This window comes from Arthrobacter sp. 18067 (assembly GCF_902706295.1).
Classification (GTDB): Bacteria; Actinomycetota; Actinomycetes; order Actinomycetales; family Micrococcaceae; genus Arthrobacter.
This window is the reverse complement of record NZ_CACSJJ010000027.1, coordinates 1-14,048: the sequence shown is the minus strand read 5'-3', so window position 1 is coordinate 14,048 and position 14,048 is coordinate 1. Positions and strand designations below refer to the sequence as shown.

The 14,048-nt window shown below is 64.2% G+C and carries 10 protein-coding genes and 1 rRNA gene; 5 read left to right on the top strand and 6 right to left on the bottom strand.

The window, feature by feature from the left end:
- Positions 1-3: 3 nt before the first annotated feature.
- Together GVL04_RS21540 and GVL04_RS21535 are read right to left on the bottom strand one after the other, a co-directional pair.
- Positions 4-933, bottom strand: a complete 930-nt coding sequence (locus tag GVL04_RS21540) for an amino acid ABC transporter ATP-binding protein (protein ID WP_235036390.1) — start codon at positions 931-933, stop codon at positions 4-6.
- Positions 930-1,895, bottom strand: a complete 966-nt coding sequence (locus tag GVL04_RS21535; protein ID WP_200846924.1) for an amino acid ABC transporter permease — start codon at positions 1,893-1,895, stop codon at positions 930-932. Before GVL04_RS21535 ends, GVL04_RS21540 begins: the two co-directional genes overlap by 4 nt.
- Before the next feature lie 288 nt (positions 1,896-2,183).
- Between GVL04_RS21535 and GVL04_RS21530 the strand changes: the two genes are divergently transcribed.
- From GVL04_RS21530 to GVL04_RS21515, 4 genes are all read left to right on the top strand, one after another.
- Positions 2,184-4,118 carry an FAD/NAD(P)-binding domain-containing protein gene (locus GVL04_RS21530; protein ID WP_159708336.1) on the top strand — a complete coding sequence of 645 codons (1,935 nt, stop codon included), beginning with the start codon at positions 2,184-2,186 and terminating at the stop codon, positions 4,116-4,118.
- 57 nt (positions 4,119-4,175) lie between these two features.
- Positions 4,176-4,694 carry a GNAT family N-acetyltransferase gene (locus GVL04_RS21525; RefSeq protein ID WP_159708334.1) on the top strand — a complete coding sequence of 173 codons (519 nt, stop codon included), beginning with the start codon at positions 4,176-4,178 and terminating at the stop codon, positions 4,692-4,694.
- A 9-nt stretch (positions 4,695-4,703) separates the two neighbouring features.
- Positions 4,704-6,404 (top strand): helicase HerA-like domain-containing protein, encoded by a 1,701-nt coding sequence (locus GVL04_RS21520; protein ID WP_200846923.1) that lies wholly within the window; start codon positions 4,704-4,706, stop codon positions 6,402-6,404.
- 115 nt (positions 6,405-6,519) lie between these two features.
- Positions 6,520-7,548: a hypothetical protein gene (locus tag GVL04_RS21515; protein ID WP_159708414.1), complete on the top strand. Its 1,029-nt coding sequence runs from the start codon at positions 6,520-6,522 to the stop codon at positions 7,546-7,548.
- 117 nt (positions 7,549-7,665) lie between these two features.
- On the opposite strand, the gene GVL04_RS21510 is transcribed toward GVL04_RS21515, so the two are convergent.
- The 3 genes from GVL04_RS21510 to GVL04_RS21500 all read right to left on the bottom strand — a co-directional run bounded on the left by GVL04_RS21510 (position 7,666) and on the right by GVL04_RS21500 (position 12,303).
- Positions 7,666-9,639 carry an NHL domain-containing thioredoxin family protein gene (locus tag GVL04_RS21510; RefSeq protein WP_159708330.1) on the bottom strand — a complete coding sequence of 658 codons (1,974 nt, stop codon included), beginning with the start codon at positions 9,637-9,639 and terminating at the stop codon, positions 7,666-7,668.
- Positions 9,639-11,804, bottom strand: coding sequence for a cytochrome c oxidase assembly protein (locus tag GVL04_RS21505; protein ID WP_159708412.1), 2,166 nt, complete (start codon positions 11,802-11,804; stop codon positions 9,639-9,641). The genes GVL04_RS21510 and GVL04_RS21505 overlap by 1 nt, the downstream gene beginning before the upstream one ends.
- Before the next feature lie 211 nt (positions 11,805-12,015).
- Positions 12,016-12,303 (bottom strand): HU family DNA-binding protein, encoded by a 288-nt coding sequence (locus GVL04_RS21500; protein ID WP_011776355.1) that lies wholly within the window; start codon positions 12,301-12,303, stop codon positions 12,016-12,018.
- A gap of 497 nt (positions 12,304-12,800) precedes the next feature.
- On the opposite strand from GVL04_RS21500, the gene GVL04_RS21495 reads away from it, so the two are divergent.
- Positions 12,801-13,790, top strand: a complete 990-nt coding sequence (locus GVL04_RS21495; RefSeq protein WP_159708328.1) for a patatin-like phospholipase family protein — start codon at positions 12,801-12,803, stop codon at positions 13,788-13,790.
- Positions 13,791-13,922: 132 nt separating this feature from the next.
- On the opposite strand, the gene rrf is transcribed toward GVL04_RS21495, so the two are convergent.
- Positions 13,923-14,039, bottom strand: a 5S ribosomal RNA gene (gene rrf / locus GVL04_RS21490).
- Between the last annotated feature and the right edge of the window lie 9 nt (positions 14,040-14,048).

Here is a 14,048-nt window from a genome sequence, read left to right as displayed (position 1 = left end):
GTCCTAGATGTTGAAAGCTGGTTCGATGACTTTGGAGAAGAAGCTGCGGGTGCGTTCCTCGCGGGGGTTGGCGAAGATGTCCTGGGGTGTGCCGGACTCGACGATTTGTCCTTGGTCCATGAACACCACGGTGTCCGCGACGTCCCTGGCAAAGCCCATCTCGTGGGTCACGATGATCAGCGTTGTGCCGGACTTGGCGAGTTCACGGATGACGTCCAGGACCTCGTTGACCAGCTCAGGGTCCAGCGCGGAGGTGGGCTCGTCGAAGAGCAGGATCTTGGGATCAAGCGCCAGCGCCCGGGCTATCGCAACCCGCTGCTGCTGGCCCCCGGAGAGCTGGCGGGGGTAGGCGTCTGCGCGGTCCTTCAGGCCCACCCGGTCCAGCAGTTCCAGCCCACGCTTGCGGGCTTCTGCCTTGGAGCGTTTTTGGGCCACGATGGGCGCTTCAATGACGTTCTCCAGGGCGGTGAGGTGCGGGAAGAGGTTGAAGCTCTGGAACACCATGCCTATGTTGGTGCGCTGCTTGAGGATGTCTTTCTCACGCAGTTCGTGGAGCTTGTTCCCGCGGACCTCGTAACCCACCAGTTCGCCATCAATGGTGATGTAGCCGCCGTCGACTTTTTCCAGGTGGTTGATGGTGCGCAGGAGCGTGGATTTACCGGAACCGGATGGACCGACGATCACGGCAACGCCGCCCGGCCGAACGGACAAGGAGACACCCTTGAGCACCTCGGTGGCGCCGAAGGACTTCCGGACGTTGGTGATGTCCACCTGGCCGCGGGTGACTTTCGTGTCCGCAGCGGTGGGTCGGGCCGTGGTCGTGCGTTCCCGCTGGGGAGCACCACCTTGGGGAGCTGACGGTTCCTCGGCCAGTTTGGCCTCTGCGAGGTGGGCGGCGGCAGCCGCTTCGGAGGAAGAGAAGACGGTGGTCATCGGGTTTCCTTCGTGGGGGTGGCGGCAACGTGGGTGGTGAAGAACTTGCGGGCCTTCTGCAACGGGGTGAGCGGCAGTGTCCGGAGGGCGCCCTTGGAGAAGTGGCGTTCGATGTAGTACTGGAAGACGCTCAGCACGGACGTGATCACCACATACCAGAGCGTGGCGACGAGCAGCAGCGGCAGAACCTGCTGGGTCCGGTTGTAGATGACCTGGACCGTGTAGAACAGCTCGGAGTAGGCCAGGACGTAAACGATCGAGGTGCCCTTGACCAAGCCGATGATCTCGTTGAAGGCGTTGGGCAGAATAGCGCGCATCGCCTGGGGCAGCACGATCCTGGTGGAACGCTTCCACGCCGGAATGCCCAGGGCCGAGGCAGCTTCCAGCTGGCCCTGGTCCACGGAGAGGATGCCGCCGCGGATGATTTCTGCGGAGTAGGCTGCCTGGTTCAGGGTGAGGCCCAGGACGGCTGCGGCGAACTGGCTGATGAGCGTGGTGGTCTGGGCTTCGAAGAATCGGACGTCCGTGAAGGGGATGCCCAGGCTGATCTTCTCGTAGAGGTAACCCAGGTTGTACCAAAGCAGGAGCTGGACCAGCAGCGGCGTGGAGCGGAAGATCCAGGAGAACGTCCAGGAAACCGAAACCAGCAGCGGCGAGGCGGACAGGCGCATGAGGGCAAGGATGAATCCGAGGACGAACCCCAGGACACCGGAGATGGCGGTGAGCTTGAGGGTCTCGATGAGTCCGTTGACTACCGACTGGGCGGTGAACCACTCGGCCACAACGCCCCACTCCCAGCGTGGGTTGGTGACCAGCGACCACGCAATGGCAGCGACGCCGGCGGCAACCAGCACGGTGCCCACCCACCGCCAGGGATGCCGGGCGGGAACCAGCTTGTACTCGGAGTAGTCCGGGGTGGGCGGTGCAGTGTCCGCCGTGGCAGGCGGTGCGATTGCACTCATGCGCCACCTCATTTCAGTTCGGTTGTTGTCTATCGGATGGCTGCCAATCTAGGGCCGCGCGAAACCCGGCAGCAAGGCAGGAATTTGCACTTCTTCACTGGAGTTCGCGGGGCTTCGCCGGAGTTCGCACAGCGTCACAATCGCCTTCATGAGGCGCCATATGAGTCGGGATCTTGCGCGGCTTAACGCTGCATGACGCGTGGTGAACGGCCGTTACCACCGCCTCGACCGGCAGCCTGCTTCGTCCTTAGATTGGGCATCACCAACCACTGCTTTTCAGGAGATCCCATGCCGCCACGAGTTCCCGCGATCGCCTTCATTGGCGGCGGCCCGCGCACGGCCGGCGTCCTTGAACGGCTTGCCGCCAACCGCCCGGCATTGTTTCAGGGCCCCCTGCACATCCACGTCATCGAGCCTCATGAACCCGGCTCCGGGAGGATCTGGCGCTATGACCAGGATCCCGGCCTGCTGCTCAACTCAACGGCCGCCGATGTCACCATGTTCACCGACGCCTCGGTGGCCTGCGACGGGCCCTCTGTTGAAGGCCCCGGCCTCTCCACCTGGGCCGCCGGCGTGTTGGACGGCACCATCCGGGACATCCCTGCGCTGGAGCCGCACCTGCTCGCGCAACTTCGCTCCCTGACGCCCGCGTCCTTTCCCACCCGGCAACTCCAGAGCAAGTACCTTGAGTGGTTCTTCGGCCGGGCCGTCAGCACCCTCGGCCCTGAGGTCACCGTGACGGTGCATCGCGAAACGGCCACAGCCGTCTCAGCTACCCAAGGCGGGCACGACGACGCTGCGCACCGCGTGCGGTTGGCTTCCGGCACTGACGTTCCAGCCGACGTCGTGGTCTACGCGTTGGGCCACACCGATTCCTTGCCCGACCCCGAATCCGTCCGCCTCAGTGAGTTCGCTGCCAGGCACGGCGGGTTCCACGCGCCGCCGTCGTACACCACGGACGTGGACTACTCCGGTGTCAAGGCAGGCCAGGACGTGATCGTCTCCGGCATGGGCCTGGCCTTTGTGGACCTGCTGGTGCTGCTGTTCGAAGGCCGCGGCGGCCGTTTCGAACAAAGGCCCGACGGCGAACTGGACTATGTGCCCTCCGGCGCCGAACCCCGGGTCTGGGCCGGTTCACGACGCGGCGTGCCGTACCACTCCAAGATCTCCTCCGTTCTCCGCGGCGAGCCGATCACCCGGCCGCGGTACTTCACTGCGGAGGCCATTGATGCCCTGCTCGCTGGGCACCAGGAACTCGATTTCCGCACGCACCTGTGGCCGCTGATCGCCAAGGACGCCGGCTACGCCTACTATCGGGAACTGTTTACCGGCTACCCGTCGCGGGTTCTGGGGACATGGACCAGCTTTGAGTCGCGCTTCGACGCCGTTGATTGGTACAGCGCTGCCAGGGAAGAACTGGTCAACTTCTCGGTCCCGGATCCTGCTCTTCGCCTGGACCTCGAGAAACTGGACCATCCGTTGAGCGGTTGCGCGTTCGCCGACCATGACACAGTGCAGCGCTCTGTTGCCGCGTACATCCAGAACGACCTGAACCTGCGCACAAGCCCGGACCACTCCGAGACCCTCGCCCTCTTTACTGCTCTGTTGTTCGTGTACATGGACCTCGGCCGGCTGGTCCCGCAGGAACGACTCAACGCACGCTCCCAGCAGGCGATCCACGGTTGGTGGCACGGCTTCTTCAGCTTTGTGGACTCCGGACCGCCGTCGCACCGCCTCCGCGAGATGCTGGCGCTGCACAGGGCCGGGCTCCTGAAGTTCCTGGGTCCTGGCATGTGGGTCCGCGCCGATGATTCCCTCGGCCGGTTCGTGGCCGGTTCGTTCCAGTCGCCCGTGGTGGTGGACGCGTCGGCCTACATCGAGGCGCGGCTGCCGTCCGCTTCCGTTGAGCGTTCCGCCAATCCCGCGCTTGCCGACCTGCACGACGCCGGATGGGGCACCGAACAGAGGCTCCTGACCTCCGAGGGCGCCCACTCCACGGGGAAACTCCTGGTCTCCGGGAATCACGAGGTACTGTCCTCTGTTGGTACTCCCCAGAGGGGTTTGTTCGCGGTGGGCCCGTGGACGTCCGGGTGGGGCGCAGGGGCGTTCGCCCGGCCCAACACCAACGCGGCACCCTTCCGGGAAAACGACGCCCTGGCGCGCCGGATCCTGTCCACCGTTGCTGCCGCCCGCCCAACTGAGTCGCAGTTGAGCGCGTTTTGATCGACCAAAACGCGCTCAACTGCTACCTATTTGGGTTCCACCTACGAAAGGCCTGACATGACCACCACCCCAACCCTGCCGACGTCGGGCCTAACCGTCCTCAGCCTGCCCATGCGCGATCCCCGCGTCCGTCCGCTCCTGGACGAACTCGCCGTCGAATACGAAACCCGCTACGGGAACCTGTTCGGCACCGGGGGCGCAGCCGAGGAACTGAACCGGTACCCGGCAGAGGAATTCGAAGCCCCGCACGGCGCGCTGGTCATCATCCAGGAGAACGGCGAGTCCGTGGCCGGCGGCGCGTTCCGCCGCTATGACGAACACACAGCCGAGCTCAAGCGGATCTGGACCCACTCGGCCCACCGACGCCGCGGGCTGGCCCGCCTGGTCCTGACGGAACTGGAGAAAGAGGCTCGACGGCGGGGCTACCGAAAGCTCTACCTCACCACTGGCCCGCGCCAGCCGGAGGCCAAGAACCTGTATCTGGCCACGGGCTACAAAGCGCTGTTCGACCTCGCCGCAGACCCCGAGGAAATCAAGCATTTGGCGTTCAGCAAGGATCTTGCCGTGCACAGCTAAGCTATGCGCATGGCCAACAAACCCACTGCCGAAAAAATCGCCACCATCCAGCAGGGGTACACCCTGGAAGGTGCCACCATCGAACTCGGCGCCGCGATCGTTGACGGCGAGATCCACAAGGAAGCGCAGGTCCGGCTTCCACTCGCCATGATGAACCGGCACGGACTGGTGGCCGGCGCCACGGGTACCGGCAAGACGGTCACGCTGCACATGATCGCCGAACAGCTTTCGACGGCGGGTGTTCCGGTCTTCCTTGCGGACATCAAGGGTGATCTGTCCGGACTGGCGACGCCGGCCACCGGCAGTGAGAAGCTGACGGCCCGCACGTCGGCGCTGGGGCAGGACTGGCAGGCCAAGAACTTCCCCGTCGAGTTCCTGAGCCTCGGCGGCGACGGCCACGGGATCCCGGTCCGCGCCACTATTACCTCCTTTGGACCCATCCTGCTCTCACGCATCATGGACCTCAACGACACCCAAGAGTCCAGCCTCCAGCTGATCTTCCACTTCGCGGACAAGAACAACCTGGAGCTGATCGACCTCAAGGACCTCCGCGCCGTCATCCAGTTCCTCACCTCGGACGAAGGCAAGGCCGAACTGGCAAACCTTGGTGGCCTGTCCAAGGCGACCGCAGGCGTGATCCTGCGCGAACTGGTCACCCTTGAAGCCCAGGGCATGGAGAAGTTCTTCGGTGAGCCCGAGTTCGATACCGCCGAACTCCTGCGCACGGCACCGGATGGCCGCGGCGTCATTAGCTGCCTCGAGTTGCCCACCCTTCAGACCAAGCCGTTGCTGTTCTCCACGTTCCTCATGTGGCTCCTCGCGGATCTGTTCGAGGACCTGCCCGAAGCCGGCGACCTGGACAAGCCCAAACTCGTCTTCTTCCTGGACGAAGCACACCTGCTGTTCAACGGCGCTTCAAAGGCTTTCCTCGACGCGATTACCACCACGGTCCGGCTCATCCGCTCCAAGGGTGTGGGCATCTTCTTCGTCACCCAGACCCCCAAGGATGTTCCCGCTGATGTCCTGGGCCAGCTCGCCAACCGTGTGCAGCACGCCTTGCGTGCCTTCACCCCCGAGGATGCCAAGGCCTTGAAGGCCACCGTCTCCACATTCCCGGTCAGCGACTACGACCTCGAAGAAACCCTCACCTCCGCTGGAATCGGTGAAGCGGTCATCACCGTCATGAACGAGAAGGGTGCGCCCACGCCGGTTGCCCTGACCCGGCTCCGCGCACCGGAGTCCGTGATGGGCCCCAGCACCGACGAGCTGGTTCTCAGCACCGTGGCCGCGTCCTCTTTGTTGGTGAAATACGGAACCGCAGTGGACAACCTTTCCGCCTACGAGAAGTTGAACGGCCAGGCGGCCGTCCCCACGGGCGATGCTGCACCGGGGCTGCCTCCCGTGCCTGCTTCGGGCGGTTCCTCCCAGGCAGACATCGACGCCGAAGCCCGCCGCATCGAGGAGGAAATCCTCGGCCGCCCCAGTTCGCGGCCGTCGTCCGCACCTGAGTCCTCCCCGGCCCCGCCTGCTCCGGCCCCCGTTCCGCAGCAGGCCCCGTCTCAGCAGGACGGCATGTTCGGCGACATCGCCGGCGCCCTGGGTGGGGCGCTGGGCGGAGGACTCAAGAGCATGGTCCGGTCCATGGGCACGCAGCTGGGCCGCGACCTCCTGCGCGGCGTCTTCGGCACCTCCTCACGGCGTCGCCGCTAGTCCTGGTTGACTGTCCAAAGCACGACGGCGGGTGGCGGCAATGCCTGCTGCCACCCGCCGTCGAGCCTTCTCCAATCGGTGGACATACGTCATAACGGGGCCTTCGTGCACAGTGATCGCTGCCGCGGCAGGTAACGTAAAGGGCGTGCAGTTGAGTCAAGCGTTCGTCAAGACCGCAGCCGGATGGCTGCTCGGTCTGATGCTTGCTGCCGCCGGGGCGATTGTCTGCATCAACCTGGTGAGTTCTTCAGTGGCCAGTCCCCAACAGCCCGTCAAGGAGTATCTGGCGGCGCTGCAGAAGGGCGAGGGCGAAGAGGCGCTGGGTCTCCTCCGCGCCAAAGTACCCACCTCAAACGCATCCATGCTCGATGGCACAGCCCTGCAGACCGCGGCTTCCAAGATGTCCGACGTCAAGGTGGGAAACCCTGAATCACGCGGCAGCAACCGCGTGGCCGTCCCGGTTGACTACACCTTGGACGGCAGTAAGCTCCACACCGAGTTCCTGATGGAACGGACCGGGACGCAGTGGTTGTTCTTCGCGAAGTGGGCGTTCGTGCCCACCACCCTGCCCACCATTGAAGTCACCGTGGTCAACGCCAGCGAAGCCACCCTCAATGGGGTCCCCGTGAACATGCCCAACGGCCGCAACACCTTCGCCGTGTTCTTCCCTGGCAAGTACGAGGCAAGCCTCAACGGCACGTTCTTCGAAGCCCCCGCCACCTCCGCCCTTGTGTCAACGCGCGACGGCGGCCAAGCACCCCTGAACCTGCAGACGCGCTCCACGAAGTCCATGAACGAGGCAGTCGCCGGGAAGGTCCGGGAGTTCCTGGACAACTGCGCCGACCAAGCTACCGAGCAGCAGCGACTCCAGCCGGATTGCCCGTTCTACCACGCCAGCAATGCCCGCGTGGTTGACGGGACCATCAAGTGGTCCATCACCGAATACCCCAAAATCACCATCGAACCCTTCGGCGGCCAGTGGGTGGTGGCTCCCCTCAACGGCAAGGCCACACTGACCGCCAGGGAGATCAACCTCTTCAGCGGTTTCGTCAACGATCTCAACGTGGAGCACGACTTCAGCTTCACCACCCAGTTGGACGTAGGTAGCGACACCGTGACGGTTACTCCCCTGCTGACGTTCTGAGTCTTTCCGCCGACCGAACTGGCGCACCGACCGGGCCGGCCCACACGACGTCGTCACGAAAAATGGCCCGGGTCTTCCGCCGAAGGAGCAAACCCGGGCCAATCCAGTCTGCCCGGCTTAGTCCATGCCTCGCAGGTCCAGCACCAGCTCAGACTCACCGTCGGCCTGCAGGACCACCGGAATGCCCCAATCCTGCTGGTACAGGTGGCAGGCTGCGTGGTCCGGGATTTCGCCGTCTTCAGTTTCGGGCCCATCGCATGCGGCAGCGCGGGCCGTGATGTGAAGGATGCCCTCGGGTACATCAGCGGACAGCTCAAGAGTGCGCAACAAGCCCACCGACGTTCCGCCTCCGGAGACCAGCAGCTCCGGCGGGGTGGAGGAGATCTTCAACTGCGTGGGATCGCCCCAACGGTCGTCCAGCTTCTGGCCGGTGGGGGCCTTGAAGCGGACGGCGAGTTCCAACGTACCGGGGGTCACGGGGCTCTTGGGACGGTGCGTCTGCGATGCGCCTTCGTCCACCTGCTGGGCTTCCTTGGGAATCGGTACCAGGACCAGTTGGTGCTTATTGGACTCCACCACCACAAGCAGCGGCTCGCTGCCTTCAACCTGGACCACGACGACGTCACTCGGCTCAGCGAGGCCCCTCGCCAACGTGGACACGGACTTGGTGGCGGGGTCGTACCGGCGAACGGCACCGTTGTAGGTGTCGGCGATGGCCACGGAACCATCCGGCAGGACCGTGACGCCGAGTGGGTGCTGCAGGCGGGCTTCAGAGGCGTCGCCGTCGCGGAACCCGAAATCGAACAGGCCCTTGCCCACTGCGGTTTCCACGGTCACACCGGAATCGCTGACCACCAGGCGACGCAGCGACGATGTCTCCGAGTCAGCCACCCAGATATTGCCTTCGGCGTCGATTGCCAGCCCGGACGACTGGGCGAACCAGGCTTCCTCGGCCTTGCCGTCCAACAAGCCCTCAAGCCCTGAGCCGGCCAGGATGGAGACCTCGTTGCTAAGGGGGTCGAAGGCGAAGATCTGGTGGGTACCGGCCATGGCGATGACAACACGCTGCAGCTTCTCGCTCCACACCACATCCCAAGGCGAAGACAGGGATACCTCGGTGCCGAGACCCAGCGCCCCAACATCGATGGCGTCGGCGGCGAAGTCAGCCGGACCGGCGTCGTGGTGTTCAGACCACGTACCGGCGCCGGTGTCCGTCACACGGGCGGGCCCGGCGTCGAGCAAGCGCTGCACGCCATTGCCGGCAACCGTCTGCACATAGCCCGAGCTCAGCGTCACTCCACGGAGGCGGTGGTTAACGGTATCGGCCACAACGGCGTCGTAGCCAAGCTTCCAGGCGAGCTCCGAGGGGAGCATCGCGACGCCCTGCGGTTCGTTGAATTGTGCGATCTCGGCCTGCCCGTCCAAGTAACCCTTGGTGCCGGAGCCGATGACGCGCTCTACGGTTTCGAGGTCGGGGCGGAGCTCCACGAGCCTGTGGTGGCCGGAGTCCACTACGAGGTAGTTGCCGTTGGTCAGCTGCGTGGCTTTGCCCGGGAAACGCAAGGTGCCCGACGTCGCCACGGGAGCCACGTATGGGCCGTTGCCGCGGTGGAGGGTTCCTTTGGCTTCGTGCTCGGAAACGAGTTCTTCCAACAGGACAGCCAGGCCGTCGGCGTGGCCCTCGCCCGAAAGGTGGGCCACGATGTAGCCCTCGGGGTCGACGACCACCAGGGTGGGCCAGGCACGGGCCGTGTACGCCTTCCAGGTGGCCAGCTCCGGGTCATCCAGGACCGGGTGGTGGATTTCGTAGCGCTCAACGGCCGACGCCAGGGCAACGGGATCTGCCTCGTGCTCAAACTTGGGCGAGTGCACGCCAACCGTCACCAGGACGTCCGAGTACTTTTCCTCGAGCGGGCGTAGCTCGTCCAGGACGTGCAGGCAGTTGATGCAGCAGAAGGTCCAGAAGTCGAGCAGCACGATCTTGCCCCGCAAGGACTCGAGGTCCAAGGATTTGCCGCCCGTGTTGAGCCAGCCGCGGCCCTCCAGTTCGGAGGCCCGGACCCGGAGTTGGGTGCGTACGGTTTCGCTCATCAGCGTCCTTCCAGCTTGGTGTTTGTTTCAGTCTGCCCGGCAGGGTCTGTGGTGGGGCGTTCCGCATTGGTGCGTTCGGCGTTGGTGCGATCGGCCTGGGCCGTCCTGGATGGTTGGGCAGTGCGGTTTGCCATCTTGGCGTCGCGGTCAGCGAGCCGGGCAAACATATCGTTGTAAGCGCTGAGGTCGGCGTCGTTATTCCTGTCGGCGGCCCGATCAACGCGGCGGGTCTCCCGCTCGTCCGAACGGGACCACATCACGGCCACCCCGATCGCCACCAGCAGCGTGGGAACCTCGCCGATCCCCCACGCCACGGCGCCGCCCAATTGCTGGTCTCCAATCGCCGACGGCCCCCAGGCCCGGCCAAGGTTTCCGAAGTAGTCAGCGGCCAGCAGCCCGGTTCCACCCATGATGGCGACGCCGAAGAAGGCATGGAAGCCCATGGTGGCCAGCAGGAGAAGCAGGCGCATCGGGTACGGAGCACGGCGCGGCAGAGGATCGCTTCCGATCATGCTGAGGACGAAGATGTAGCCCGTCAGGAGGAAGTGAACGTTCATGAGCTCGTGGCCCACGTGCTCGCGCATTGCCAGGCCGAAGAGGTCCGAGTAGTAGAAGAGAACGATCGAGCCCGCGAAATTCGCTGCGGCGAACAACGGGTGCGTCACGATCTGCGAGAACCTGGAGTGCACAAACAGCAGCAACCATTCGCGGAGGCCCCGTGAGCCGTGGGCGCCTTCGCCCCTGGACGGCAGAGCGCGCAGCGCCAGCGTCACGGGCGCGCCCAGTACCAGGAAGATCGGGGCCACCATGGTCAGTGCCATGTGGTCCACCATGTGCGCAGAGAACAGCACACGTCCGTACACAGCGGGCGGGCCCGAGGTGATGTACGTCAGCACCACCAGCCCGATCATCCAGTTCACGGCCCGGAACCATGACCACTTGTCTCCACGCTTGCGGACCTTGATGATGCCCATGATGTAGGTGACCGCGCCGAACAACGCCACTCCCACCCACAGCCAGTCAAAGCGCCATTCGGTGAGCCAGCGTTCCGGAGTGAGCTCCGGTGGGAGCTCGTAGCCGGAGAGGATGAACGACGGCGATGCATCAGGTGCGTAGGTGGTGGGCTGCGGCGGAGCCGAGCGTCCGAGCGCCACGGCAAGTCCCGACGTCGCGCCCATGACCAGCAGCTCAACCAGAACCAGCTGCCACAACACGCGGCGGGCAGACATGGAACCGTTTTTGCCAAGCTGCGGGATGACCCATTGCCGATGCATGAAGCCGATGCCACCCAGCACCAGCGTGGCCAGCGACTTCGCGACGATGAGTTGACCGTATGGGGAACCGAACAGGTCGGCGGGGTTGGTCACGCGGATGGCGGCATTGATGACACCCGAGGCGAACACCAGGACAAAGGCGAATCCTGCAAGGGCCGAGAAACGCCGGAGGGTTTGCTCGGTGATGTCAGGAGTTCCCTTGCTCCTGGACCCCGTGAGGATACCGGAGAGGACCGCGAGCATGATGATTCCGCCCACCCACGTGGAGACCCCCACCAGGTGGAGTCCCAGGGAGTTGATTGCACCTTCATGGTCGCTTGAGCTTGAAGAGTGCCCGATCAATGCCGTGGGAACAAGGCCGATCAATGCCAGCAGCAGAGTGAATGCCAGACCGGTCAGGGATCGGACGCCGAACAGGGCAGTGGTCACCACTGCGGCGATGATGGTTACGGCGAGCCAGGCCTTGCCGGTCTCGATGTCTGTCATGAAGTACACCAAGGAGCGGGTGAACTCGGCGTCGCCGGAGAGCCCTTGGCCCGCCACATCTGCATAGGTGAGGACGAGGACAGCCACAGCGGACAAGGTCCACGCCGCACCAGCTGCGGCGGCGACGGCGAGGGCCCGGGCAAACGCGGGATGTTCGGGGGCGTCGACGTCCTTCTCGCGGGAGCGCGACCCACCGAGGTTCTTGGGCAGGATACCGACGGCAAAGATCAAGCCGCCCACCACCGTGGCCACCGAGACGTTGTGGATGGCTTTGGCGAACGGAAGGCCCCACCGGACCAAGGCGCCTGGGTCGGAAACCTGCCGGGCTGCGGAGGCACCGGAGAAGATGAGTGCCGCTGCCAGCGCGAGGAACAGCACCGCCAAGCCAGCTAGTTGCCAGGGCAGGGAAATCCCCGCGGCTGTAGTGCCTCCCCGCGCTCCCGGCTTGGGAACAGGCGAAGGGGCAGTTGCGGAACTTCTTGCTGATGGCACTTATCCATTGTCCGCTACCTGTCGCCGGGCTGCGAATCGGGAGGGCGCTATGTGGATTAACTCAAAGCAAAAGGGACGGCAACCGTCAGGTTGCCGTCCCTTCAAGGCGTTCGCCGAAGAGTAATTACTTCTTCTTGGCGACAGCAGCCTTCAGCTTGGAGCCAGCGGTCAGCTTGACGCTGTGGCCGGCTGCGATCTGGATGGTTTCGCCGGTCTGCGGGTTGCGGCCGGTGCGAGCTGCACGGTCGGTGCGCTCAACTGCGAGCCAGCCCGGGATGGTGATCTTTTCGCCGGCGGCGACAGAAGTCTCGAAAACTTCGAACAGTGCATCGAGCACGGAGTTGACTGCTGCCTGGCTGGTGCCAGCCTTGCCTGCTACCTCTGCAACGAGTTCACTACGGTTCTTAGCCATTTACGTCCTCCTGGACTCATACGTTTTTGAGCTTTCAAGCGGAATGCGAGCAAGCCACTGTTCGAAAACTTACCAGCTTGGACTGGCATGGCCAGCAAATTCCGCGTGTTTCCGCGCCTTTTTGACCAAAATCACCGGATTATCGGGGTTTTTTGGGGTGCTTTACGCCCTTGGCGTACCCTTCGGCGGTGATCCGGACCTGCGCCTGGGCCAGGGGCGGACCAGAATGCGCTGGGGAGTATGTGATCCCGCCCCATCCTTTTGCGGCCATGCCCACGTCGCCACGGTGTATCCCGCCGACTCTATCGGCGCCGACTGCGACAATTGCGTAGAGGGTCAGAGGGGTGATAGTTTTCCGATGATCGTGAACTTTTGGCAGGAGGTGAGACCCATGAACGCAGTACCAACAGTGGGCGCTCCCCTGCAGTCCACGATCTCGCGACTGAGCTAGTCGCCTTTGGGAGCGCCCGTACCGCACTTCGCGAAAGGCGACTCCCATGAACACATCATCTTCTTCACCACTGCACAGCACCCCGACGACGGTCACTCACCGGCGTGGTTCTGACGAGCCCTTGCCTGTGGTCGATGCCACCAGTCGGCTGCACCCTACGGGCCAGCGGGCTTTGGTCCTCGGCGGCGGCGGTTCCACAGGCAACGCATGGCTGATCGGCGTGATCGCAGGACTGTCCGACGCCGGGCTGGATGCAACCACGGCCGACCTCACCATAGGAACATCAGCCGGCGCGACGGCCGCGGCCCAACTGGCTGGTGCGACGCCGGCAGAACTATTTGCCGCAGCCCTAGCACCTGTCCCGCAACGACCGGGCGCTCAGGCGATAACCGACCGTCGAAATTCGGCCAAGCCCGTGGTGGACCACATGGACAGAACAGCCAGGATCATCGCTGATTCTGAGGACATGGCTGATATGCGCCGCAGAATGGGAGCGGCCGCTATCGACATGGCTGAGGCGATGGACGGGGCCAGTGCGCGGTGGAGGGCCACCGTCGCAACCCGGCTGCCCCAACAATCGTGGCCGGAACGAGCAGTGCTTCTCACTGCAGTTGACGCCCAAACAGGTGAACCGGTGGTATTCGACCGTGATAGCGGCGTGGAGTTGGTGGACGCCGTGGCCGCCAGCTGTGCCAGTGGCTTCGCCTACAGTATTGGCAATGGCCGCTACATCGATGGTGGATACCGATCCAACGCTGAGAATGCCGACCTGGCAGCCGGGCACGCACGGGTCCTTGTGCTGTCACCCTTTGGTGGCCAAACGCGGACACCTATGGAATGGCGCATGCACCTTGCAGCCCAGATAGACGCACTACGGGGCAGCGGCAGCCGTGTGGAAACGGTCTTCCCGGAAAGCGATTCGGAGCACATGTTCGGTGTCAATGCCATGGACCTGTCTCTGCGACCGGCCGCAGCCCAAGCAGGGTTCGACCAGGGCAGGGCCCTCGCCGGTCAGCTCCGCGAGTTCTGGCAATAACGCCACCAGGACAGCCGCGGTTGACGGATCCCGAATAGCCGTCGGCTGTGGCTTTTTGGGTTCAGCTGGTGTGTTGGATGTGTTAAATGCGAAGAGCCCCGACCGTCGTGGTCGGGGCTCTTCTTAATGTGTGTCCGGCGGTGTCCTACTCTCCCACACCCTCCCGGGTGCAGTACCATCGGCGCTGTGGGTCTTAGCTTCCGGGTTCGGAATGGGACCGGGCGTTTCCCCCACGCTATGACCGCCGTAACCTTGTTA